Raw genomic sequence first — 23,405 nt, forward strand, 5'->3', positions numbered from 1 at the left:
TATCGGTTTCGCTCTATGAAACGCTCTTTGTCGATCTTCGCCGCCGCCTCACTCCTGACCACGCTGCTTTTCGCGGCCGAAGAGAAGATCGCTTATCCGCAGCCGCCGAAGAGCGACCAATCCGACGATTATTTTGGCACCAAGGTGGCCGATCCTTACCGGGACCTGGAAAACCTGGACTCGGAGTCGACCAGGAAATGGATCGAGGCCGAGAACAAGCTCACTTTCGATTACCTCGCCGCCATCCCGGAACGGAAGAAAATCAACGACAAAATGACGGCGCTCTGGAACTACGAAAAGTTCACCGTGCCGTATCACGAAGGCGGCCGCTATTTCTTTTCCAAGAACACCGGCCTGCAAAACCAGAACGTCGTTTATACCAGCGACAAGCTGCCCGGCGAAGGAAAAGTCCTGATCGATCCCAATACCCTCTCGGCCGACGGCACCGTGGCGCTGAGCGGGACCGACGTCACCGATGACGGCAAGCTGATGGCCTACGGAATCGCGGTGGCCGGCTCCGACTGGCAGGAATGGAAAGTCCGCGACATCGAGACGGGCAAAGACCTGAGCGACGACGTCCAGTGGGTGAAGTTTTCGACGGCCTCGTGGAAAAAGGACGGGAGCGGATTCTTTTACAGTCGCTACGACACCCCGGCCTCCGCGGAGCAGCTCAAGCAGGCGAACTATTTTCACAAAGTTTATTTCCACAAGCTCGGGACGGGGCAATCCGAAGACCAGCTGGTTTACGAGCGAAAGGACCACAAGGATTGGAACTTCAACGGCACGGTGACCGAAGACGGCCGGTTCCTCATCATCCACGTCTCGCAAGGGACCGATTCGAAGAACCGCATCTTTTACAAGGACCTCCAGAAACCGGACGCGGCCGTGATCGAGCTCCTGAACAAACAGGACGCCGCTTACAGCTTTCTCGGTTGCGACGGCAACCACTTCTGGTTCAAGACGGACCTGGCCGCGCCCAAAGGCCGGATCGTGGCGATCGACATCACCAAGCCGGACGAAATCGCGACGGTGGTGCCAGAAGCGGCCGACAAGCTCGAGGACGTGGAGGTAGTCGGCGATCGTTTCATCGCCAGCTACCTCAAGGACGCGCATTCGACAGTCCGGCTTTTCGGTCTTGCCGGAAAGCCGGAAGGCGAGATCAAGCTCCCCGGGCTCGGCACCGCGAGCGGTTTCCATGGGAAGCGCAAAGACACCGAGACTTTTTATTCCTACGTCAGCTTCACTGAGCCCACGACGATTTATCGTTACGACCTGAAGAGCGGCCAGAGCACGGCGCTTTTCCGGCCAAAGGTCGATTTCAAATCGGACGAGTTCACGACCGAGCAGGTTTTCTATTCGAGCAAGGACGGGACGAAGGTGCCGCTGTTCATCACCTACAGGAAAGGGCTCGAGAAAAACGGGAACAATCCCACGATGCTTTACGGCTACGGCGGGTTCGATGTTTCGATTACGCCTTCCTTTTCACCTGGCGTCGCGACCTGGCTGCAAATGGGTGGCGTTTATGCGGTGGCGATCCTGCGCGGCGGTGGGGAGTATGGCCAGGAATGGCATCTCGCCGGGACCAAGTTGCGCAAGCAAAACGTGTTCGACGACTTCATCGCGGCAGGCGAATGGCTGATCTCCAACAAGTACACTTCCACTTCGAAACTTGCGATCAGCGGACGGAGCAACGGCGGACTGCTTATCGGCGCGGTCCTGAATCAGCGGCCCGATCTTTGGGGCGCCGCCCTGCCGGGAGTCGGCGTAATGGACATGCTGCGCTTTCAGAAGTTCACGATCGGTTGGGCCTGGAAATCCGATTACGGATCGTCCGAGAACGCGGAAGAATTCGCGGCCATCTACAAATATTCCCCGCTCCACAACATCAAGCCCGGCACGAAATATCCCCCCACCCTCGTCACCACGGCCGACCACGACGATCGCGTTTTCCCGGGGCACAGCTTCAAGTACGCGGCTGCTTTGCAAGCCGCCCAGGCCGGCCCCGCGCCGGTCTTGATTCGGATCGAAACCAGGGCTGGCCACGGCGCCGGAAAACCGACGAGCAAGATCATCGAGGAGACCACCGACCAATGGGCCTTCCTCGCGAAAAGCCTCGGCATGAAGCTGCCCTGGTAGGGACGCCGCGCTGCGGCGTCCGAGCGACCTTATGGCGATCCCACAAACGCGGGACCGTCGCCACCCCTAGAGCAATTCTATCTTCTCAATCTTGACGGCTTTAAGCCGTCAAGATTCAGCCCCCGAACGTCGTTGCAAATTGGCTTTCCCGGAAAAACCCGCGCCGTTATCCTCCGCTCCCATGAACCGTAGATTAGCAAACATTTGGGCTCTCCTTTGCCTTGCCGCGTTAGTTCAGCCGCTCGCGGCAAGCGCGCAGACGCCGAAAGTTGAAACGATCGCCGAAGCGGCCATGAAAGCTGACGCGGCCAACTTCAAAGGCAACATCCAGGATGCCGAACTTTCCGAGGACGAGCACCCGAAAGCGCCGCTGTTCAAGCGATATGGAACGCGGACATTCGCGACTTTTCAGAAACACCCTGAGCTGGTCGCCTCTCTCAAGAAACTGAATCCGAAGTTCGATCCCCACACCATGGCAACCTCGGGCCTGAGCCAGATCGCTACGTTCGAGGGCAGGACCGTGCTGCTGCTGAACGGCTGTTTCCCGCACAACTGCGGCGGAACCCAGCAGGTGGTCGCGTTCGAGCCGGCGACGAAGAAAGTTTATCTCCTTCAACCGACCAACCTCGGCCCCGATACCGAACCTTCCGGAAAATTCTACCTCTACGGCGACCCCGATGCCTCCATGCGCGCCGCGATATTCAAGGCCTATCCGGACTAATGGGCAGACATTGCGTTCCGCCCGGTAGTAGAGGACAACGAATCGTGGTAGATGCAAGAAATCAACGCCTTCAAAGACGAATAACGTCTAATTCTCGTTAGGTCTGATGAACTTCTATGATGTCACCGTCCAGCTGGTCGACTCATCAGTCGACGAGAGCGGGCCGGGAGGTGAGATCGCAGCAGACAAGCTCGTCGAAGCGTTCCACAAATTCCCCTTTGCCGAAGAGGTCGCAAGAGGACTTGCGATGGAGGATGGCGTCACCTTTCCGACAATTATATTTAAGAGACAGAGCGACGCCGAAGAAATCGCTATTTGGACCGAAAATGCGGACCGGTTTGACCTGTGCTTCGTTCATGGTGGGAAGAAGAGGTTCCTCAATAATCAGTCAAAGGACGAAGTTGAGACGATCTTGTGTCGTTTCGCGACGGAATCGGTCCTTGCCATTCAGCCACGCAGCTTTTGGTCGCGCCTGTTCCGATGAGGCCTAACCACGCGATGCGGCGAACCGCGAGCAAGCCTGCGACTGACATTTTGCGTGTTCGCCATCGACGCTTCCGCTTCGTGGCAGGTTGCAGTGGGCTCGCGGCCGCTGATCTTGAGTCTCGTTAGGCCCATGCGCAATCTGTCGGCACTCAAATGGCCCATAATGATTTGCGTAGTGGCGGCAGGCGCTGGGGCGTGGCTCATCTTCTCACTGCTTCCCGGGACAGGTATTTCATTGGTCATTCCTGACGACAGCGCGTTCACCATTACCAAAACCGGCCGATACACTCTCTGGAGCCAGGTCGAGTCGTCGTTTCAAGGCAAGTTGATGACATTCCCTACGGGTTTGCCACCAGGCGTGACCATAGCGGTGACAAAGCCAGACGGCTCGATTGTCTCGCTGGAAAGTCAGTGGCCGACCACGCACAAGGAGACGGGCGGCGGAGCTTTTCAGGTGGCGATCGGCACGATTACGTTCGATTCGCCGGGCTCTTATCACCTCACGACGCAGGGCCTCCAGGAGAAGCGAGCGCTATATCTCGACCAGTCTGATATGCGATATTTCTTCCTGAAGGTCCTTTTGGCGATGCTTATTCCAGCCGTAATCGTCGGCTGTCTAATTTGGGGCATTCTGATATTCTTTCTCCGGCGTCACAAACCGGCCTAACCATGCGACGGAGCGAACGGCGGACCGCTGTGCGGTCCATTTTTAAGATGGTTTCCACACAAACATTCCGAGCGACGAGCGCCCATGTCCGCCGTCCCTAATCTTTTTCTCGTTAAATGTTCCAGTCATTGCGCGCTGATGTTGACGGCGAATCGTGGAAGTCATTCCTCACCGTCTTTTTTGGGACGTGGCTGGCCGTCTGGTTCTATGCGGCCGTGCACAATCAGTACCTGATTCGCATCGCGCCGGAGCATTTCACGGTCTGGCATTACAGGATGCCGTTCACCCAGGATTACACGCTTCTCGGCATTCTCTATGCAGGCGGAGCGTCGGTTTCGCCGGGCGGAATTCTGGGCGCACTTCTTTATGTTGCGGGCAGACTGTTCGACCGCCCGCGAGTCCCGGTGCGTAAGCTAATCCTGAGCACGGCATGGGTGTGGCTCGCTGTCGAGGTCTGCGCCCTCGCCAGCGGATTGGTGGTCTGGCGCACCGGCCGGCCGCTCTATCCGGAGGATCTCTATCCGGCGAACTCGCTGGGCCTGTTGATCACGCAGACGATCCAGATTACTGCCTATTCCACAGGCGCATTGTTTTCCATCGGATTGCTTTTCTTGACCTGGCGCGCCCGCAAACATTTGAGCCGGGCAAGGCAATGAATGAAAGCTGCTGGAGTCGCTAATCTGGTGTCCCATTGAACAGCTGAGAGGTAACAGATGCTGGACCTTGTGGAAATAATTGCAGCGATCGGCGAGCTCTTTGCCTCCTGGCGATTTTGTCTTTGCTGCGGCAACGCTGCTGGTCTCATTGCTCTCGTTTATTGGTGGATGCCAGATCCCTGGCGCCTCATGATTTCTATTCCCATCGCGGTCATCGCTGCCACGATCTGGATTTTGTGGGAGCGACGCGGATGGTGACTCGATCTGGCAGCCGGGTGCGGCAGAAAAGCCGGCCTGAACATGATGACCCCGAAGCTGTCACAACGTTCCTGGATGCGCTTAAGCATCCGATAAAGCCGGTTCTGCACGCGGTGAGAGCGGCGATTTTGAGCGCGGACAAGGCGATTACGGAAGGGATCAAGTGGAATACGGCGAGCTTCTATCTCCACGGATGGTTCGCGACCATCAATGTGCGGGCCAAAGCCGGCGTGCAGATCATTTTGCATCACGGCGCGAAGATCCGAGCCGGCGGCAGTTTGACGGAAACGATCAAGGACCCGTCGCGTTTGCTGGAGTGGCTCGGGAAGGATCGCGCGTCAGTGACATTTGCCGATGCCGAGGATTTCCAGAAGAAGCGGGCGGCATTCGTCAAGATCATCAAGCGGTGGGCAGCGCAGCTCTAAAAAGAATTTGAGACCGCGGATTACGCGGATGGCACGGATGCGGAGGTTGAGTTGCCGATCGAAGCGATCGGGGATCAACAACACGAAGCGCATTGACCCTGAGAATCGAATGTGATTTCATGACCGCTCATTCAAAAAGGAGGCTGTATGGCGCATCACTACACTGATTACGACGGCTCCTTTTTTCGAGCGCACTAGCAAACGCCGTCGAGGATTCCCGTCTGAAACAAACGTCAAACGGGGCGTCCGCGTCGTTCACGGGGACAAACATCTGTCGGAAAAGCTCGGTCGCAACGACCCATGTCCTTGCGGTTCCGCGCGCAAGTTCAAGCTGTGCTGCATGCAGTCGGGCTTTTTTTGACGGCTCCGATCGTGACTGCTTTTTTCAGAGAGTAACCTTCTTGTCGTCCCGCAAATGATGAGGTGGGCATTCATCGCGGTGCTGATGGGCATCGTGGAGGCGATGGCGGCGGCGCCCGGCAGCGAAGAGGCAGATCGATCGCATCGGCAGAATTCCACCAGGGCTAATTCATTGCCATCCTTGGATGCGCGTGGAGTGACCGGCATCCGGGAGATCAGCAGGCCGGAGTTGGAAAAGCTCATGTCGAAGTCCAGGGAACTATCGCTGGGGGAAAAGGCAGAGCTCGATCGGGGCTGCCCGGGTCTGGTTTGCCTGTATCAATCGTTAGGCGTGAAACGATGGCCTGAGTCGGCCGTCCACACGGTTGCTTATCTTGAATTGAGGGATGCCTTGCAGCGTCGCTGTTCAAGTGGCCAGGAGAATTTCCTTTTCGTAAAGCAAGGTTGGTGGCTGGGAGGCCGCCGGCCCTCGGTTCCGCGGGCAACTCCGCTGTCGGTGGAGTCGGTTACCCGAGTCAGGCCGGGAGGGTTTACTTTCAATTACGCCGTTTACTTTCCTGATACCGCCACTTACGCGTGGATGAATCATCGGGAATACGGATTCCCGCTCAACCTTTTCCAACCGCAAAAGGCCTATCTGTCGTCTTCCCCGCCCCCTCTCGAGGAGACGCGCACAGCCCAGATTTTTTGTTCGACGTGCCGGTAGTGCACCGCGCCTTACTCCCGACGGGACGTCGGAATAAAGGCCGGAGTGAAGCGTAGCCGAACTCCGGAGAGGCAATCCCCCAAACTAATTAACCCCTGCAAGGGGTGACGGATCCCGGAATTGGAGTTACGCGCGCGCCGTCCTCGATCCGTCGCCCCTCCGGGGCTCGTTCGTTGACCCACCGTCCCGGAGTTCCGCTTCGCTTCACTCCGGGCTATATTCCGTCACGCCTGCGGCGTTCAATCGCGCGCGGGAACTGTCGCTTGTCTTAGCGAACTAGCGAAACTAACAGCCCAATCACGCCGCCGGCGAGGACGACGGAAATCACGCCGAGTTTCCAGCGAAGCATGGCGATGAGGGCCGCAAGACCCAGGCCGACGGCGAACCAATCGATGCCGTCCCGGGGATGGATCACGTGGAGCGCGAACCAGATAGCGAGGTTCAGAACTACACCCACCACCGCGGCGGTGACGGCGGAGAGCGCCATCGAGATTCGCTTGTTGCCGCGGAGTTGCTCGATGTAGGGCCCGCCGAGAAATACCCAGAGAAAACACGGGACAAACGTGACCCAGGTGGTGATCAAGGCGCCGAGGGTCGCCGCCAGCAGCGGAGAGAGCCCGCCCGGCTGGTTCCAGCCGCCCATGAAGCCGACAAATTGCAGGACCATGATGAGCGGTCCGGGCGTTGTCTCGGCCAGACCGAGGCCGTCCATCATCTGGCCGGGCTTGAGCCAGGCAAAATGTTCGACCGCACGTTGGGCGACATACGGGAGGACCGCGTAAGCTCCGCCGAAGGTCACGACGGCGGCTTTGCTGAAGAAAATCCCCTCCCGGAAAATGGTATGGCCGGTCCCGAGGCACATTGCCGCGAGCAAGACTGGCCCCCACCAGAGCAGCAGCCAGACAATCGCCACGCGCGCCCCGCGCCCGGCCGAGGGTCTGGTGTGTTCCGGCGGCGCATCCTCGTCATCGATAACAGAGTTTTCCCGAGATGCTTCATCTCCCGGCGCAGCGGAGACCACGTCGAATTTTGAAGGCCAGATTTTGCCGCCAAGCAAGCCCACCAGACCCGCGCCGATGATGATCGCCGGGAACGGCGCTTTCAGGAAAAAGATGGCGATGAACGCCGCGGCGGCGATCGCCCACATGACTTCGTTTTTGAGCGCTTTGCGCCCGATCCGGATAACAGCGGCGACGACGATGGCGACGACGACCGGTTTCAATCCATAAAAAATCGCCGCGACCCAGGGCACGCTGCCGTAGTCCGCGTAGATGAAGCTCAGCGTCCAGAGGACAAACATCGACGGAATGACGAAGAGCGCGCCGGCCGCAATGCCGCCCGCAGTCTTGTGCAGGAGCCAGCCGATGTAGATCGCCAGTTGCTGCGCTTCAGGGCCCGGCAGGAGCATACAGTAATTCAGGGCGTGAAGGAATCGCGACTGGCTGATCCAGCGTTTGCGCTCGACCAGCTCGGTTTGCATGATCGCAATCTGGCCCGCCGGTCCGCCGAAAGAGATGAACCCGAGCTTGAGCCAGAAGCGGAAGGCTTCGGCAAAGCTCGGACGCCGGGCGGTGGATTCGTTGGACACAGAATTTATCACGAGGCGGGTTCGAGGAGATTACAAAACGAGGATAGCGGTCAAATGAATTGATGATGGCGGCGAGTCATGCTGAGCGAAGGTCGCGCCGCGACCGAAGTCGAAGGCCTCCGCACTGGTCAGGGCGATGCCGAATCGCCCTCCGATAATAGCCCAGCGCTGTAACGCTGGGAAACCGCGCCGCGAATATCAACCGTCCCTTCGGAGACCAACGTACGACGTTCGCTTCGGCGCGTCCGATCTTCGCGGATCCTGGCTTCACCAAGCTTGACAACGCCTATCGTTTCTTATTCCCGTTAGTCGCCATGAATACCCTGCAGTCTTTTCTCGGCGCGGCCTTCGTCGTTTTGTTTTCTTCGAATATCCAGGCGAAGTCCCCCGCCTCGTATGGGTTTATTTCGGGTGTTTACCAGAAGGGCCACAACGTGACCGAACCACGTGCGAAATCGTCCAAGTTCGTTCAGTTGACTGATGCGGGCTTTTTCGTCAGCGGGTCTCAGGCGTCATATTACGTGAGCATCCAGATGTCAGCCGAAACACCTGCCCCATACTTCATGCAAGCAATCTTTGAGAATCCGAATGATCCGAAGAAACCATTTGTGGAGCAAAAGGTAATATCTCCTGGAGAACCCGCCCGGTCGATTTTTCATGGGCCGGTCAAAGGGCTTCGCATTTCACGCTCTTATCATTTAACGATTAAGCTGTTCCGGAAGAAGGATGAGCCAACCCCATTCGATGTCCTCGAGCAGACCGTTCGCTCATACATCGACACCACCGGGCCTGAGATCAAAATAAAGAAGGGAATGGCCTATCAACCACTTCAGTAGCGGGACGAAGAAAACCGGCATTTCCCGGCCTGCCTGGTGATTTGGGGTGGTGGAGCCTAGGGGATTCGAACCCCTGACCTCCTCAATGCCATTGAGGCGCTCTACCAACTGAGCTAAGACCCCGCGGAAGAATTTCGATTTTCGCCCCGGCGTCGCGTTTTGCAACGGGAAGTTGCATCCGCGGCCCAGGAATCTACCATGACGAATGCCGATGCTAGGACGTATTTTGGTGATCGCATGGCTCACCTGCGTCATTCTGCCCGCCGCTCTCGCCGCCGATCAGACCACTGCGGTCTGGAGTGATGGCCACATTTCCCCGCTGAGCGACGAGGAACTAACTCGTTATGCCACAGCCTCGCCCGGTGCGGGATATCCCGAAGAGGCGCAGAAAACGAATGCCACCGGGAGCGGCCTTTACGAACTTCGGATCGATAAGGGCGGCAAGGTCACCGTCGTGGCGATCGTTAAAAGCAGCGGCAACGCTGTGCTCGATAAAGCGGCGACCACCACCTTCCGGAAATGGCGGTTCAAACCGGCGGTCTTTCGCTCGGTCAGAATCCCCGTGAGCTGGTCGGTGAACAAAGTTCGTAAATAAGACGCGGCGCGGCTGGAACAAGGAAGGGCGATTTGAAATCGCCCCGGCGGTTTCAAACCGCCGCTCCTTGAAGCGCAATCAGCAGGCGACGATGGAGATGTTCGAACGCGCGGCGGCCTCGACGAGGGTTTCTTTCTCGAGCAAGAGGGTCCGGCCGGACTCGATCGCGATCACGCGCAGACGCGCTTCCGTCGCGACCTCGACCGTTGCGACTCCGATCACCGGGACATCGAAGCGCATGTCCTGAGCTGGTTTTGCGACCTTCACCATGACGGCCTCTTTCCGTCCCAGCGCACCGCCGCGCTTGATCGCTTCGTTGGTTCCCTCGAAACCTTCCACCGCCAGGACCGTCCCGTTTTTCACGACGACCGTTTGCCCGATATCGAGCCGGCTGATTTCCCGGGCGATTTCGAAACCGAAAGTCACGTCTTCCTCTTCGCGGCGGCTCAATTTCCGGCCGGCAATCAAACCCGCGGGCGCCAGACAATCCTCCAGAAAGGAAGTCGCCGGCAGGAGCGTGATGCCGGCTCGCGCCAGCTCGTCGCCGATCGCGGCGAAAATGGACTCGGCGTTCCGGCGTTTCAGGCGCGCCAGGAGGAGCAGCGTTTTCCAATCTGGCCGCAGGTCAAAAAGATTCCTGGGCGCGATCTGCCCTGCCATGATGGCGTTGGTGACGTTCGCGCTCCGAAAAGAAGAAATCAGCCGGCCCAGTTGCCCGACGCGCATCCAATGGATTTCATCGACGGTGGCAGCGAGACGATCGTCGGTTTCATCGAGGAACGCAGCGGCCACGATCCGTTTCACTCCGGCGCGGCGGGCGGCGTCCACCAAGAGCCGCGGATAAACGCCGTTGCCGGCAATGATTCCGAGAACGTCTGGCGTTTGCACGAGGCGACAGTAGCGGTGTAGAGGCGCTTGTGCCAAGCGCCGGTATCGGTTAGGCGCTTCGCAGAAGCGCCTCTACATCAACCGTGGCGGCGACGTTTGACGTGCAGCTGAGCGAGGGCCTTCTGAAGCGACGCCTGGACAGCGACGACTTCCTCCGCGCCGAGATCTTCCTTCATGGCTTTCCGGGCCCGCTCGACCGCGGCTTCGGCCGCATTTTCGTCAATAACCGCAGGCTCCAGCGCCATGTCGGTCAAAACCGAAACCGAAGCGCCGGTGATTTCGACGAAGCCTTCGCCGATGGCCAGAAAAGTTTCCTTTCCGCCCTTGAGCACACGGACTTCGCCGGGATTCAGGGTGGTGAGCAATGGGACGTGATTCGGATAAACGCCGAGTTCGCCCTCCGCGCCTGGCAGAGTGACCATCTCGACGTCCTCGGAGTACGCGGTCGCCTCGGGCGTAACGATCTCAAGTTTCAGCGTGGCCATAACTCAACTTTCGTCATTCGGCATTCTGAATCATGTCGATTCCGCCCTTCATGTAGAAGTTCTGTTCGGGAACTTCATCATGTTTGCCTTCGAGGATTTCCTTGAAGCCGCGGACAGTCTCGGCGATCGAAACGTATTCGCCCTTGGTGCCGGTGAAGACTTCGGCGACGTGGAACGGCTGGCTGAGGAACCGCTGGATCTTGCGGGCGCGGAACACCGTCAGCTTGTCTTCGGGGCTCAATTCGTCCATTCCGAGAATGGCGATGATGTCCTGAAGATCCTTGTAACGCTGGAGGACGCGCTGGACGCCGCGAGCCACCGCGTAATGGTCTTCGCCAACGACGTCCGGCGCGAGCGACTTGGACGTTGAAGCGAGCGGATCGACGGCCGGATAGATGCCGAGCTCGGCGATGGAGCGTTCCAGCACGATGGTCGAATCGAGGTGGGCAAAGGTGTTGGCGGGCGCCGGGTCCGTCAGATCGTCCGCCGGGACGTAAACGGCCTGGACCGAGGTAATGGAGCCTTTTTTGGTCGAAGTAATGCGTTCCTGGAGATCGCCCATCTCAGCGGCGAGGGTCGGCTGATAACCGACCGCCGACGGGGTGCGTCCAAGAAGCGCGGACACTTCCGAGCCAGCCTGTGAAAATCGGAAAATATTGTCGATGAACAACAAGACGTCCTGGTTACGTTCGTCTCGGAAATATTCTGTCATCGCCAGAGCCGAGAGCGCGACCCGGAGACGGGCGCCCGGAGGCTCGTTCATCTGGCCGTAAACCAGCGCGACCTTCGATTTGCTCAGGTCCTTTTGGTCGATGACCCCGGCCTCGCTCATTTCCGTGTAAAGATCGTTTCCTTCGCGCGTCCGCTCGCCGACGCCCGCGAAGACGGAGAACCCCCCGTGGCCTTTGGCGATATTGTTGATCAGCTCGAGGATAACGACCGTCTTGCCGACGCCGGCGCCGCCGAACGCGCCGACTTTACCACCCTTGGTGAAGGGGCAGATCAGGTCGATGACTTTGATGCCGGTCTCGAGAATCGTCGCGCCCGTGTCCTGATCGGTGAGGTCCGGGGCCTTGCGGTGAATCGGATAACGCTTCGTGAAAGTGACGGGGCCGCGATTATCGACCGGGTCGCCGGTCACATTAAAGACGCGGCCAAGAGTCCCCTCGCCCACCGGAACAGTGATCGGGCTGCCGGTGTCGTTGACGGCCATCCCGCGCTTCAACCCCTCGGTTGACGACATGGCGATGGAGCGGACCCAGTTTTCGCCAAGATGCTGCTGCACTTCGAGCGTGAGTTTGGTGGCGGTGCCGTTGACTTCGTATTCAAGCTCAAGCGCGTTGTAGATCCGGGGCAGCTCAGCCGTGCTCTTGAATTCCACGTCCACCACGGGACCGATGACTTGAACGATGTTTCCTTTATTCATAAATGAGTTTTAGCCGCCGACCGCCATCTGGGCGGTCGAGATTTCGAGCAGCTCGGTAGTGATGCTCGCCTGGCGCATCTTGTTGTATTCGAGGGTGAGATCCTTGATGAACTGCTTCGCGTTGTCGGTCGCATTCTTCATCGCCACCATGCGCGAGCTGTGCTCCGAAGCGCGGGCGTCGAGGATCATTTGGTAAACCTGGTAGTGGAGGTAATACGGGAGCATCACGTCGAGCACGCCTTCGGGAGTTGGCTCGAAGAGGTAGCCGATCATCGGGTCCTGGCTCCCATTCGCCTCGGCGCCTTCGGCCGCAGCCTGCGGCAATTCGAAGCTCGAAATTGGCAGAAGCGTCCGCACCACCGGTCGCTGATTGATGGTGTTGATAAAATGAGTGAAAAGCACCGAGACCTTGTCGACTTCGCCGTTGAGAAATTTCTCGATGCAAAACCGGGCGATATCCTTGGTCTCGACGAAGGCGGGCGCATCCTTCAATTGAAAATCCGCCAGCAAATCCCGCCGGGTGCGCGCGATGAACTGCCGCGCTTTCGCGCCCGAGACCACGTAACTGGTTTTGTCGTTATCGAACTTGGCTACTTCGCGAAACAGGTTGGTGTTCAACGCGCCGGCGAGGCCTTTGTCGGTGCTGATCACGACCACGAGCTCCTTTTTCACTTCCCGGACCTGGAGAAGCGGGTGGAGCTTTGAATCGGTGCGCTGCTGGAGGGAGACCAGGACGCGATTCATCAGGGTCGAATACGGACGGCCGGAAAGGGCGAGGTTCTGCGCCTTGCGCATCTTCGACGCGGCCACCATCTGCAACGCCTTGGTGATCTGCGACGTGTTCCGGATCGACTTGATCCGGCGCCGTATGTCTTGGGTGTTCGCCATTTTCTAAGCTCTCCCTTTCGCGCCGTAGCGGGCCCGGCGCTCGCGAACATGAAAACCGATCTCCCGTCTCTGTTTTTGAGACGGCGCGAGCAATTGTCGGATGGCCGCAAAAAGCTGGGCGATTGCCTCATCGTGGCTGTCCAGCCGCCGTTCGAGCTGGGAGAACTTCGCGGCCAATTCCGTATTCGCCGAAATCATTTCGCGCAAGCGGACGAAGGCACGCACGACGCGCACGCTCGCTTCCACGGCGATGTCACTGTTCAGGACGCTAGCTAACATAATCGCACCATGCTCGGTAAACACCCAGGGCCGATATCTCCGGCCACCTTGTTTTGAGGTCGCAAATTGCGACCTCAAACTCACAAGCTCCTCCGTTGTAAGTTGAAAGGCGAAGTCCTTGGGAAATCTCTGCCGGTTCCGCTTGAGTTGCTCATTCAAACGCTTGGTCGTGACTCCATAGAATGCCGCCAAATCCGAATCGAGCATGACGCGCTGGCCACGCACGAGATGGATCGCGTTTTCAACGGCGACAATCTCCTGGGGGCGGGTCATATCCGGTTCGAAATTCCGCAGTGAAATCATTTAGGTGACGGGATTGGTCGATTTGAATTCATCGAGGGCGGCGCCCAGATCGGCTTCCAGGTCCTTGTCGAGGGCGCCCTTGGTCACGATGGCGGCGAGGATGCTTTCCTTCCGGGTGCTGAGATATTCCTGCAGCTTGATTTGGAACTGCTTCACCTTGTCGACCGGCACGGAATCGAGGTAGCCCTTCTGCATTGCCCAGAGCACTGCGACCTGTTCCTCGACCGGAATCGGGTTGTATTGGATTTGCTTAAACAGCTCGACGATCCGCTGGCCGCGATCGAGCCGGGCTTTCGTCGCCGCGTCGAGATCAGACCCGAACTGGGCGAACGCCGCCAGTTCCCGAAACTGCGCGAGGTCCAGTTTAATTTTGCCGGCCACCTGCTTGATCGCTTTGATTTGCGCGGCCGAACCTACGCGACTGACCGAGAGACCGACCGAAATCGCCGGACGAACGCCCTGGTAGAAAAGATCGGTCTCGAGATAAATCTGGCCGTCGGTGATCGAAATGACGTTTGTGGGAATGTAAGCCGACACGTCGCCGGCCTGCGTCTCGATGATCGGCAGGGCGGTGAGCGATCCGCCACCGGCTTCCTCGATCACGCGCGCGCTCCGTTCGAGGAGACGCGAGTGGAGATAAAAAACGTCCCCCGGATAAGCCTCGCGGCCGGACGGCCGCTTGAGGACGAGCGAAACCTGGCGGTAAGCCACCGCGTGTTTCGAGAGATCGTCGTAAATGATGAGCGCGTCCATGCCGTTATCCATGAACCACTCGCCCATCGCCGCGCCGGCGAACGGCGCGAGATACTGGTTGGTCGCCGTATCGGAAGCCGGCGCCGAAATAATCGTCGTGTACGGCAGCGCGCCTTCCTTTTCGAGAGTGGCGAGCGCGCGGGCGACGTTGGAATTCTTCTGACCGATCGCCACATAAATGCAGTAAAGCGGGCGATGATTCTTGAGACGGCCTTCATCGGCCGCCTTGTTCAAGCGCGCCTGGCTGATGATCGTGTCGATCGCGATCGTCGATTTGCCGGTGGCACGGTCCCCGATGATCAGCTCGCGCTGGCCGCGGCCGATCGGAATCATGGCGTCGATGGCCATGATGCCGGTCTGGACCGGCTGGCTGACGCTCTTTCGTTTGATGACGCCGGGCGCGATTTTCTCGAGCGGATAAGCAACGTCTGATTTCACCGGACCTTTGCCGTCGAGCGGCTGGCCGAGAGTATTGACCACGCGGCCGAGCAGACCTTTGCCCACCGGGACCTGGAGCAGCTTGCCAGTCGTCTTGGCTTCCTCGCCTTCCATGACCTTGGTGGTATCGCCGAGGAGAATCGCGCCGACTTCGGTTTCCTCGAGGTTGAGGGCGAGTCCATAGACGCCGCTCGAAAACTCGATCATTTCGTTGAGCATGACGTCGCTCAGGCCTTCGATGCGGGCGACACCGTCGCCGGTTTCGCGGACAATGCCGACATTGCTTTTGCTCGTCGTGGTCTTAAGACCGGCGATCTGCGTTTCGATTTCTTCGAGAATGCTGCTCATAGGATGGTTAGGTTAAAGTTGTTGCTGGAGCCGATGGAGGCGGTTGCGCACGCTGCTGTCCCAGACATCGCTGCCGACGCGGATGCGCATGCCGCCAAGCAGCTCAGGGGTCACGACAAATTTCGCGGTCAGGTCGCCGCCATATTTGCGTTTCAAATTGGCGACGATCTGCTCGCCCGCTTCCGGGGGAAGCTCGGTCGCGGTCTCGATCGTGGCGCTGCGTTTTTCCACTTCGAGGCGGAGGAGACGTTTGTAGGCCTCGAGCGCCTTGATGTAATTGCGCGGCTTCTTTTCGATCAACGACTTGACCAGGGACGCGACCCGGCTGCTATCGAGCCGGCCATCGACGTAACTCGCGCGAAGAAGTTCCTTCGCCAGTTGCCGCGTCTCTTTGTTGATCTTCATGGCGCCGTTGTTCTAGGAGGCGAGCTGGCGGGACGCTTCATCCTGCAAGCGCCTCTGATCTTCCGAAGTCAGGACCTTACCGGTGACTTTCGCCGTGGTGTCCACGACGAGCCGCCCGAGCTCCCGCTTCAATTCCGCCATCGTCTTTTCGTGCTCGATCGCGCTCGCTTCGCGCGCCTTGGCCATGATCTGTTCCGCGGCCGTGACGGCTTCCTGCTGTTTGCGTTCGGCGACGTTGGCCGCGCTTTCCCGCGCTTCGTCAATCATCTTTTGCGCTTGGGCGTTGGCCTGGGCCAGGATCTCCGCATGGCGTTGCTCCGCTTCCGCGAGCTGCTGCTTGATCTTCTCGGCATTCAACAGGCCTTCCGCGATCCGCTGCCGGCGCTCTTCGAGCACCTGCAGGATCGGCTTGTAAGCGAACTGCTTCAGGACCAGCGCGACGATAATGAAACTGATGACCTGCGAGAGGAACAACTTTGGTTCCCACCCGAACTGTTCACCAGTTTCGCGCGCCTGGTCGAGAATGCCCGCGGCTAAGTGCAACGCGATCATTCGCAATCCTTATTTCGGTGCGAGGTAGAGCGCGTAAAACACGATCGCTTCCGCGAACGCGATTGCCAGAATCGCCTGCACGAGAATTGGCGTCGCCGCGCCGGGATTGCGGCCGACCGCCGAGGCCGCGCCCATGCCGATCAAGCCCACGCCGATGGCCGCGCCAAGCGCCGCCAGACCGATGTGAATGCTTCCGCCCATTTCAGCTAACATTGGTATGAACATATTTTTTCTTTCTACTTGGTGTTGGTTTAGCGGCCTCCGCGGGAACCACGGTCATAACCGCCAAAGTTTTTAGTGGTGAGCCTCATGTCCCGGCTCGTGTTGCGCGATCAACAGGGTGAAGACCGCGGTCAAAAGCATGAAGACCAGCGCCTGCACCAGGCCGACCAGAAGCTCCATGAAATAAAATGGAATCGGGAGGAGCCACGACAAGGAAGGCACCATGGTCGACATGGTTTCGAGAATCGTTTCGCCGGCATAAACGTTGCCGAAAAGCCGGAAACTCAGCGAGATAGGCCGGAACAGGATGGAAACAATTTCCAGCAATCCGACCGCGAAGAAAATCCCGACCATGGCGATTTTCATCAGGCCTTTGCTGTCGCCTTTCGGACCAAAAATGTGGACGAGAAATCCCCCGACACCGTTGGCCTGAATGGCCCAGATAATCCAGCAGGCGAAAAAGATCATCGCCATCGCGGTGGTCATGTTGAGGTCGGCGTTACCGCCGCGGAGCAATGGGCGAGTGAGATGAAACTGGCCATTCGCGGCGTGTTCTCCCCAGCCCACGGTGCCTACGCCGGGGATCAGCCCGAACCAGTTCACGAAGAGAATGAAAATGAAAATTGTGGCGAAAAACCAAAACGTCCGTTTCACCAGCACGGCGCCGATCATTCCTTCCAGGAAGTTGTGCAGGCTTTCGACCAGCCATTCCCAGAAGTTTTGCAAACCCGTGGGCACTGGTTTGATCCGTCGGGTAGCGAGACGAGCGCAGATCAAAATCCCCGCGGCGACGATCCAGGTCACCACCATCGAATTGGTCACGGCCAGCGGGCCGACGTTAAAAAGAATATCGGGCTTGAGCGGGATCCCGTGTTCTTCCTTAACCGCGTGCTCGTCCTTCACTGCCTGCTCGGGCTCTGCCGCGAAAGCCGGGGCGGCCAGGCCGCCGAACAGGCCGAGGATCAGCGCGATAAGGATGAATAAGGAAAAACGGCGGAGCATGGATTGTTTCTTGGAGAAGCCGCGGCCCGATGTTTCCGGGGCTGTGGCGGCCGCGGAAGCGATGCACACCATACAAGGGGCGCTGGCGTCGCGCATACCAAAGCGTGTTTTATCGCGATGACAAGAGTGAAAATTGTGAATTGTGATCAGTGAATCGTGGATTGCCTTAACCGGCCGTCACTATTCACCAAATCACTTCACCGGAACGCGCGCGGCAAACCTTTCCTCAACGACCTCGACCTCCGGCTGCGCCACTCTCTCCTCGGCGCCGGCCAGGGCGATCGCCTCGTCATAGTGGGCCTCCAGCTGCCTGATCTGCTCGCGCTGCTCGAAATTCGCGGCCACCGATTCGCTGGCCAGGGCGCCCATTTCCCGAAACGCGAACGGGGAACGAACCAGGTTTTTCATCGCGGCGGCGAGGGCTTCAAAATCCCGTTCTTCCACCAGGCTCCCGGACCGGCCTTCCTCAACCGCTTCGGGAATTCCTCCATGTTTTGTGGCGAGGACGGCGAGTCCCGTCGCCATCGCTTCAAGAATCGAATTCGGAATTCCTTCCTGGTTCTGGTCGGGCGGCGTTTCGCTCGGATGGAGGAAGCAATGCGAGCTCGCGTAAAGGTCGAGCAATTCCTGTTGGGAAAGAAATCCGCGGAAATGGACCTTGGAAACAATTCCGAGCTCCTCGGCCAGTTCTTCCAGGTGCGACTGGAGAGGGCCCTTCCCGGCAATGATCAGTTCGGCGTTGGGAAATTCCTTCTGGAAAATGGCGAAGGCGCAGAGGGAGGTGGCCACCCCTTTTTTCGGGATGAGCCGGCAGGCCTGCATGAAACGCCAGCGGCCATTCGTGGGCGCGTCTCGCCGAATGAACGGAAATTCGTGCAACGGCACGCCGGTCCGATTGATCCGCAAACGCTCGGGCGGACAGCCGAGAGTCAGCAGTCGCTCGGCGAGAGATTTCGAGCGGGCCAGGACGAGCGGAACCGCGTCAAAGAGATTGCGCAGCTTCGGTCCGTAATCGCGAATATCTTTTTTCTCGGCCACATCGGCGCCATGGAATGAAACCACACACGGTTTGTGCCAGCGCTCGATAAACGGAAGCAGATGGACGCCGGTATGCCCGAAATAGATGTGCATTAGATCGGCCCCTCGGCGATCGAGCAGCTTCGACAGCATCTGGTATTCGCCGCGGTAAACGATCGCCGGCTTCTGTTTGACCCACTTCAGCCAACCGTGGCGCAACGGATTGCTGTGCGGTTTCGGGATCAGCTCGATGTCGCGAAACGGGAACCGCTCGTTGTTCTGGATCGCCTTCGTCATGACGAAGGTTTCGTACTCGTGCAGCGATCTGACCTGCCGGTAGATGTGCAACATCTCCGGTTTTAGGAAGGTGGTGCAGTAGGAGGCTACAACGCGTTTACCCATGAAAGGTCCGATTGTCCTTGAGGTTGCGTAAGTTGTCCACCTGTTATTCGCACGCCACCGGCTCGCGGGTCTCCACCGCCTTTTTCTCGGCCGGCCCCGCGGCTTCGTTCCCAGCAAACAGCCAGCGCTGGAGATGTTCTTTTAGATCGTCGAGTCCTTCGGATTTGAAAGCGGAAATCGCCACGACCTCTACGCCGGGGAAACGCCGTTTCAAATCCCGAAGATTATCGGCCGCTTCCGGGAGATCCATTTTGTTGGCCACTATATACCACGAACGCTCCGAAAGCCGCGGATCGTAAAGCGCAATTTCGCGCCGGAGATTTTGCAGGTCCTCGATCGGATGCCGCCCCTCGCTTCCCGCGATGTCGAGAACGAAAAGCAGAACCCGGCAACGCGTGATGTGACGAAGAAAATCATGGCCCAGACCGACGTTGCGATGCGCGCCCTCGATCAGCCCGGGGATGTCGGCGACCGACGCCCGGCGGTAGCCATCGAACTCGATGACGCCAACGATCGGATGAAGGGTTGTGAACGGATACGGCGCCACTTTCGGATGAGCCGCGGAAATTTTCCCGAGCAACGTCGATTTTCCGGCGTTTGGATAACCGACCAGCGCGGCGTCCGCCATGGTTCGCAGTTCGAAAAGGAAATAGCCCTGCTCGCCTTCGTCGCCCTCGGTGTATTGGACCGGCGCGCGGTTCTTCGAGCTCTTGAAATGGACGTTGCCCTTTCCCCCCTTGCCGCCCTCGCAGAGAACGAACTCTTGCCCGTCGTCCGTAAGGTCGGCGATGGGCATGTTTTCCTGGGACACATGGGTCGGATGGGACTTATCTGTTTCGTCGCGGAAGACCACCGTTCCGACCGGGACCTTCACCACCTTAGGCTTCGCGCCGCGGCCATGTTTCTTTTTCCCCTGACCGTGTGCTCCGCTTTTCGCCTTGATGATCGGCTCGTAAAAAAGATTCGAAAGATTGTCGGTATGAACATCGGCGCGAAGAATGACATCGCCGCCCCGGCCGCCGTCGCCGCCGTCCGGTCCGCCTTTCGGGACAAATTTTTCGCGTCGAAAACTGACGGAGCCGCGCCCCCCGTCTCCGGCCTGGACAAAAACTTTTATTCGATCGACAAACATATGGGGAAATCCGGAGAAGCCCGAAAAGCGCGGGGCAAGATGCCATGTCCTGCCCGATTGTCGATGGAGCCGGCACGCCCTCGATATGGATCCGGCACGCCATCGTGCCGGGGGGCAATCTGAAATCGCAGCTTACGCTCAACGGCTCGCCGCGGCGAGCCGTCTCCATCGCAGCGCTACTGCACGTTAAAGATCTCGACTAAACCAATTCCAGTCCCGCCGTTTTTCCCAGCCAGAATGGCGGTGAAGGCGCCGGCCGGCAGCGACGCAAAGATGCCCGATTCGAGCGAATTCTGCGGGGCGAGTCCATGCGCGGTCAACTGTGCGGCCGAGACGGAGTCGTCCTGCCAGTTATCGTTCAGGACCAGAAGCATCCCATTGCTATCGCGCAGTTCGAGGATTGGATCGGCCAGGACGTTGCTCAAACCAGATTGGCTGAGCGATGGCCCAATCCCCCGCACTGCTACGGAAGTACCGCCACTGCTGCTTCCCAGAATGAAGCCGCCGATCATGACGTTATCGCCCGCTTGCACGAAACCGCGGGTACTGATGTTGGCCAGCTGCGAGTCGGCCCCTTGATCGGTGTCATAGACTTCCACCAGGCCCACACCAGTGCCACCGTTTTTTCCCGTCAGGATCGCGGTATAGGCGACTCCCGATGGAAGCGTAGCAACCATTCCCGATTCGTTCGGGTGCTGCGGCGCGAGGCCGAGCGCAATAAGCTGGTCGGTAGGGTCGTCGCTCCAATTGTCGTTTGTTAGAAGCAAGGCGCCGCTGCTGTCGCGCAGCTCGAGAACCGGATCCGCCAGCACATCGGTAATGCCGAAATTCGCGAGCGACGGTCCAAGCCCGCGCAAAACCACTCTCTTGGGACCGCTCCCGGAAATAATGAATCCGGCAATCATTACCCGGTCGCCGGTTTCAACTCGCAGTCGCGTGGAAATATTCAACGCGCGGCTTGGAGTTGGAGTAACTGACGGTGGGGTTGACGTAACGGTTGGTGTCGGATTCGGCGGGCAAGCGCCGCTCAGTTTCAGATGCGCGGATTCCACGTTTCCCACATACCCTGCGGACGCATCGCGAACAGCCAGCGTCCAAGTCCCGTTGATTTGGGCCGTCGTCAGTCCCCCAAACGTCGCATTGAGAGAAGTCTCCGGTGGCGGATTACTCTGGCCCGGCCCGCCCGGCGCTGTCGTCCGGTAGTCACCGGTGAGGATCTGGCAGAAGAAGTCTTCGCAGGACGGAGCCGTCGCCACCGTCCAGATATTGGTCCGAGTCGTAGCATCGGTGAAATTATACGATCTTATGGGGTCGAAATTGGAGCTGTAATTGGAGCCGTCCCCAAAGGATCCGACGCTCGTTACCCCGATCCGGCTAACCAGGACCAGGCTGGCCGTGCCTCCAGGCGAGGTCAAAATCATGTCAACATCACCCGCCCAGGAGTGGTTTAGGGTCACGTCAACCGCCAACGCCGCCAGCGGCGCGGTCTGGCCCGAGACTGCGAAGCTGATCACTCGCGGTGGTCCATACTGAGGCGGTGTTCCGCTGAGCCCGTCCGGAATGGCTCCCACTCCGGTCCCAGCAAAAGTCGCGGAGCAAGGGCGCGGTGTTGGGGTTGGCGTCGGCGTCGGTGGTGGTGGTGGTGTCGTCGGCGGCATACAGCCGATGTTGTCTTCGGCCCGGATGTCGTCGATGCGCCATTCCCCTCCGCCCCCACCGCAGTCGGTCGCGAGTCGGAAACGCATTCGCACCTGGCGCCCAGTGGCCGCCGAAGGGAAAGTCATAAAAAACGGTTGGTACCCTCCGGAGTTACCCGTCCAGGCCGGTCGGCCCGCAATTGGACTCAACGAGTCCGACGCAATCGTTCCGTTGTAACCAGGGTTTCCACCAATTGCGGTAACATCGACGAAAGGTCCGCCCTCGATCGAAATCTCAAGGACGGCGCCGTCCCTTCCGTTTTCCAGATCGAAACTATGCTGGAAGCTTAGCCAGCCGACGTTGGTCGGTCCGGCACGAAACGAAGGTGACTCCAGAATGGAATCGGTCACACAGCCGGGGGCATTGTGGAACACACCATGCGGCGAACTGTAGGGCGCCGCGTTGGTGGTGGCCCAGTTCGTTCCCAGCGCGCAAGTACCGCTTGGTATGCAGTTGGCTGCACCTGAAGTAGAGGAACTTGTCCAACCTGGCGGCAGGCCCGGTGCCGCGACCCGGTCAAAATTTTCGTTCAGATTGAGAATCTGGCCACACGGACTGCCCGTAGGAGCCGGGGTGGGCGTTGGTGGCGCTGGCTGCGCTTCCACTGATCCGATATCGATACGTTCGTTAAAAACCCGGGGAAGGCCGCGTTGATCTTCATTGGGCGGCGGAGTGAAGCCGGGATCGCCCGCGTCGATAGCTGGACTGCCGTTGAGAGGGACGTAGGTGAAGGTCGGACCAGTATTCTCCTGAAGCGGACCGAGGAGTGGATCCGTGTTGATTTGGTCGCCAACGGCAGTCAGGAAACCACCCGCTCCGTCGCTGCTGAGATTGTAGCCGAGCGACGTGACCGCGCCCGGGTTACCCGCGATGGTGGCGCCCGACGCGCCAGCTCTGAGAATCGTATTCCCAATCCCGACCGGACGGTTCGCGAAAATGCCGCCGCCGGCGTTGGCTGCGGCGTTATCGCTAATCGTGCTGTTGGTGATGACCCCGCCACCATGGATGCCGCCGCCCCTATTCGTAGCAGAGTTGTTGCTCACCGTGCTATTAACCAGCGTCAGCGCCCCAGAACTCAAGAGGCCGCCGCCGTCCCCAGACCCCACGCCACCAGTGCTCCCATTTACGATGTTGCCGTTAACGGTGCTGCTATTGATCCCCAAAGTGCCGGAACTGAAAATTCCACCGCCTTGGGCAAAACATTGGTTATTGCTAATCGTGCTGCCCACCAACGTCAGCGTCCCGCTATTGGAGATGCCACCACCCATACCGACGGGGGACGGATCGTTCGAACCGCTGCGGTTATTTTCGATGATGCACTTTGTTAACGTCATGCTGGCCCCCGACCCTTCATTGGCGATCCCCCCACCGGAGTGCCCGGCCACGTTGTCGACCACGCTGCTATCGGACATAGACACGGTGGCGCTACCTCCCCCGGAACCCGTGTTGTAAATGGCCCCGCCGGCATCACTGGCCCGGTTTCCGACGATAAGGCAGCCGGTCATGGTGAGAATCGCTTCGCCACTTTCGGAGCCGTCGTTATAGATGGCCCCGCCATGACCGGAATTTGCGGAAACGACGCCTCCCCGGATGACGCAATCCCTTAGGTTCAAAGCGGCGTGGTCGTTGAGAATGCAGGCCCCATTGACGCCGCCGCCACCCTTGATTGTTAAGCTGTTAATCGTGACCGAATGGCCGGGCAAGACATGGAAGACACGGAAGGAGGCGTCTTG

Annotated in this window: 23 protein-coding genes and 1 tRNA gene; 9 read left to right on the plus strand and 15 right to left on the minus strand. The window is 58.9% G+C overall.

All coding sequences use genetic code 11. The features are described from left to right. Nucleotides 1-15: 15 nt before the first annotated feature. The 7 genes from VJU77_11235 (at nt 16) to VJU77_11265 (ending at nt 6,415) form a co-directional block, all read left to right on the plus strand. Complete coding sequence (locus tag VJU77_11235; protein ID HKP03917.1) at nt 16-2,136, plus strand: prolyl oligopeptidase family serine peptidase; 2,121 nt, start codon at nt 16-18, stop codon at nt 2,134-2,136. 181 nt (nt 2,137-2,317) lie between these two features. Beyond that, the gene (locus VJU77_11240) at nt 2,318-2,857 is read left to right on the plus strand and encodes a hypothetical protein (protein ID HKP03918.1); all 540 of its coding nucleotides are present in this window, start codon (nt 2,318-2,320) and stop codon (nt 2,855-2,857) included. 106 nt (nt 2,858-2,963) lie between these two features. Then, nucleotides 2,964-3,341 carry a hypothetical protein gene (locus VJU77_11245; GenBank protein HKP03919.1) on the plus strand — a complete coding sequence of 126 codons (378 nt, stop codon included), beginning with the start codon at nt 2,964-2,966 and terminating at the stop codon, nt 3,339-3,341. Between the two features lie 132 nt (nt 3,342-3,473). After that, nucleotides 3,474-4,010 carry a hypothetical protein gene (locus tag VJU77_11250; protein ID HKP03920.1) on the plus strand — a complete coding sequence of 179 codons (537 nt, stop codon included), beginning with the start codon at nt 3,474-3,476 and terminating at the stop codon, nt 4,008-4,010. A 116-nt stretch (nt 4,011-4,126) separates the two neighbouring features. After that, nucleotides 4,127-4,666 carry a hypothetical protein gene (locus VJU77_11255; GenBank protein HKP03921.1) on the plus strand — a complete coding sequence of 180 codons (540 nt, stop codon included), beginning with the start codon at nt 4,127-4,129 and terminating at the stop codon, nt 4,664-4,666. Between the two features lie 164 nt (nt 4,667-4,830). Further along, complete coding sequence (locus VJU77_11260; GenBank protein HKP03922.1) at nt 4,831-5,349, plus strand: DUF1801 domain-containing protein; 519 nt, start codon at nt 4,831-4,833, stop codon at nt 5,347-5,349. Between the two features lie 415 nt (nt 5,350-5,764). Then, nucleotides 5,765-6,415 carry a hypothetical protein gene (locus tag VJU77_11265; protein HKP03923.1) on the plus strand — a complete coding sequence of 217 codons (651 nt, stop codon included), beginning with the start codon at nt 5,765-5,767 and terminating at the stop codon, nt 6,413-6,415. Nucleotides 6,416-6,683: 268 nt separating this feature from the next. On the opposite strand, the gene chrA is transcribed toward VJU77_11265, so the two are convergent. Next, a complete protein-coding gene (gene chrA / locus VJU77_11270; protein HKP03924.1) occupies nt 6,684-8,003 on the minus strand; it encodes a chromate efflux transporter in 1,320 nt (439 codons plus the stop codon). 314 nt (nt 8,004-8,317) lie between these two features. On the opposite strand from chrA, the gene VJU77_11275 reads away from it, so the two are divergent. Beyond that, complete coding sequence (locus VJU77_11275; protein HKP03925.1) at nt 8,318-8,839, plus strand: hypothetical protein; 522 nt, start codon at nt 8,318-8,320, stop codon at nt 8,837-8,839. Between the two features lie 47 nt (nt 8,840-8,886). Here VJU77_11275 and VJU77_11280 read toward each other — a convergent pair. Continuing rightward, nucleotides 8,887-8,962: transfer RNA gene (locus VJU77_11280), tRNA-Ala, on the minus strand. Nucleotides 8,963-9,050: 88 nt separating this feature from the next. Here VJU77_11280 and VJU77_11285 point away from each other — a divergent pair. After that, entirely contained in the window at nt 9,051-9,434 is a 384-nt protein-coding gene (locus VJU77_11285) for an energy transducer TonB (protein ID HKP03926.1), read from the plus strand. 78 nt (nt 9,435-9,512) lie between these two features. Here the strand turns inward: VJU77_11285 and lpxI are convergent, their stop codons facing one another. From lpxI to VJU77_11350, 13 genes are all read right to left on the minus strand, one after another. Continuing rightward, nucleotides 9,513-10,322, minus strand: coding sequence for a UDP-2,3-diacylglucosamine diphosphatase LpxI (gene lpxI, locus VJU77_11290; protein ID HKP03927.1), 810 nt, complete (start codon nt 10,320-10,322; stop codon nt 9,513-9,515). Nucleotides 10,323-10,399: 77 nt separating this feature from the next. After that, nucleotides 10,400-10,807, minus strand: a complete 408-nt coding sequence (atpC, locus tag VJU77_11295; GenBank protein HKP03928.1) for an ATP synthase F1 subunit epsilon — start codon at nt 10,805-10,807, stop codon at nt 10,400-10,402. Between the two features lie 13 nt (nt 10,808-10,820). Continuing rightward, nucleotides 10,821-12,233, minus strand: a complete 1,413-nt coding sequence (atpD, locus tag VJU77_11300) for a F0F1 ATP synthase subunit beta (protein ID HKP03929.1) — start codon at nt 12,231-12,233, stop codon at nt 10,821-10,823. Nucleotides 12,234-12,242: 9 nt separating this feature from the next. Beyond that, nucleotides 12,243-13,121: an ATP synthase F1 subunit gamma gene (gene atpG, locus VJU77_11305; protein ID HKP03930.1), complete on the minus strand. Its 879-nt coding sequence runs from the start codon at nt 13,119-13,121 to the stop codon at nt 12,243-12,245. Nucleotides 13,122-13,124: 3 nt separating this feature from the next. Further along, on the minus strand, nt 13,125-13,703 hold the full coding sequence (locus VJU77_11310; GenBank protein HKP03931.1) for an ORF6N domain-containing protein: 579 nt from the start codon (nt 13,701-13,703) through the stop codon (nt 13,125-13,127). Beyond that, entirely contained in the window at nt 13,704-15,242 is a 1,539-nt protein-coding gene (atpA, locus tag VJU77_11315; protein HKP03932.1) for a F0F1 ATP synthase subunit alpha, read from the minus strand. A gap of 12 nt (nt 15,243-15,254) precedes the next feature. Further along, nucleotides 15,255-15,647, minus strand: a complete 393-nt coding sequence (locus VJU77_11320) for a F0F1 ATP synthase subunit delta (GenBank protein ID HKP03933.1) — start codon at nt 15,645-15,647, stop codon at nt 15,255-15,257. A gap of 12 nt (nt 15,648-15,659) precedes the next feature. Beyond that, nucleotides 15,660-16,199 (minus strand): F0F1 ATP synthase subunit B, encoded by a 540-nt coding sequence (atpF, locus tag VJU77_11325; protein ID HKP03934.1) that lies wholly within the window; start codon nt 16,197-16,199, stop codon nt 15,660-15,662. A 9-nt stretch (nt 16,200-16,208) separates the two neighbouring features. Continuing rightward, nucleotides 16,209-16,412 (minus strand): ATP synthase F0 subunit C, encoded by a 204-nt coding sequence (locus VJU77_11330; protein ID HKP03935.1) that lies wholly within the window; start codon nt 16,410-16,412, stop codon nt 16,209-16,211. Between the two features lie 81 nt (nt 16,413-16,493). Further along, entirely contained in the window at nt 16,494-17,423 is a 930-nt protein-coding gene (gene atpB, locus VJU77_11335; GenBank protein HKP03936.1) for a F0F1 ATP synthase subunit A, read from the minus strand. A 192-nt stretch (nt 17,424-17,615) separates the two neighbouring features. Continuing rightward, nucleotides 17,616-18,842, minus strand: coding sequence for a glycosyltransferase (locus VJU77_11340; protein ID HKP03937.1), 1,227 nt, complete (start codon nt 18,840-18,842; stop codon nt 17,616-17,618). A gap of 43 nt (nt 18,843-18,885) precedes the next feature. Continuing rightward, the gene (gene obgE, locus VJU77_11345) at nt 18,886-19,974 is read right to left on the minus strand and encodes a GTPase ObgE (protein ID HKP03938.1); all 1,089 of its coding nucleotides are present in this window, start codon (nt 19,972-19,974) and stop codon (nt 18,886-18,888) included. Between the two features lie 176 nt (nt 19,975-20,150). Further along, on the minus strand, nt 20,151-23,405 hold a 3,255-nt coding region (locus VJU77_11350; GenBank protein ID HKP03939.1), incomplete at its 5' end, for a choice-of-anchor Q domain-containing protein.

The sequence above is a fragment of the Chthoniobacterales bacterium genome (genome assembly GCA_035274845.1).
Classification (GTDB): Bacteria; Verrucomicrobiota; Verrucomicrobiia; order Chthoniobacterales; family UBA10450; genus AV80.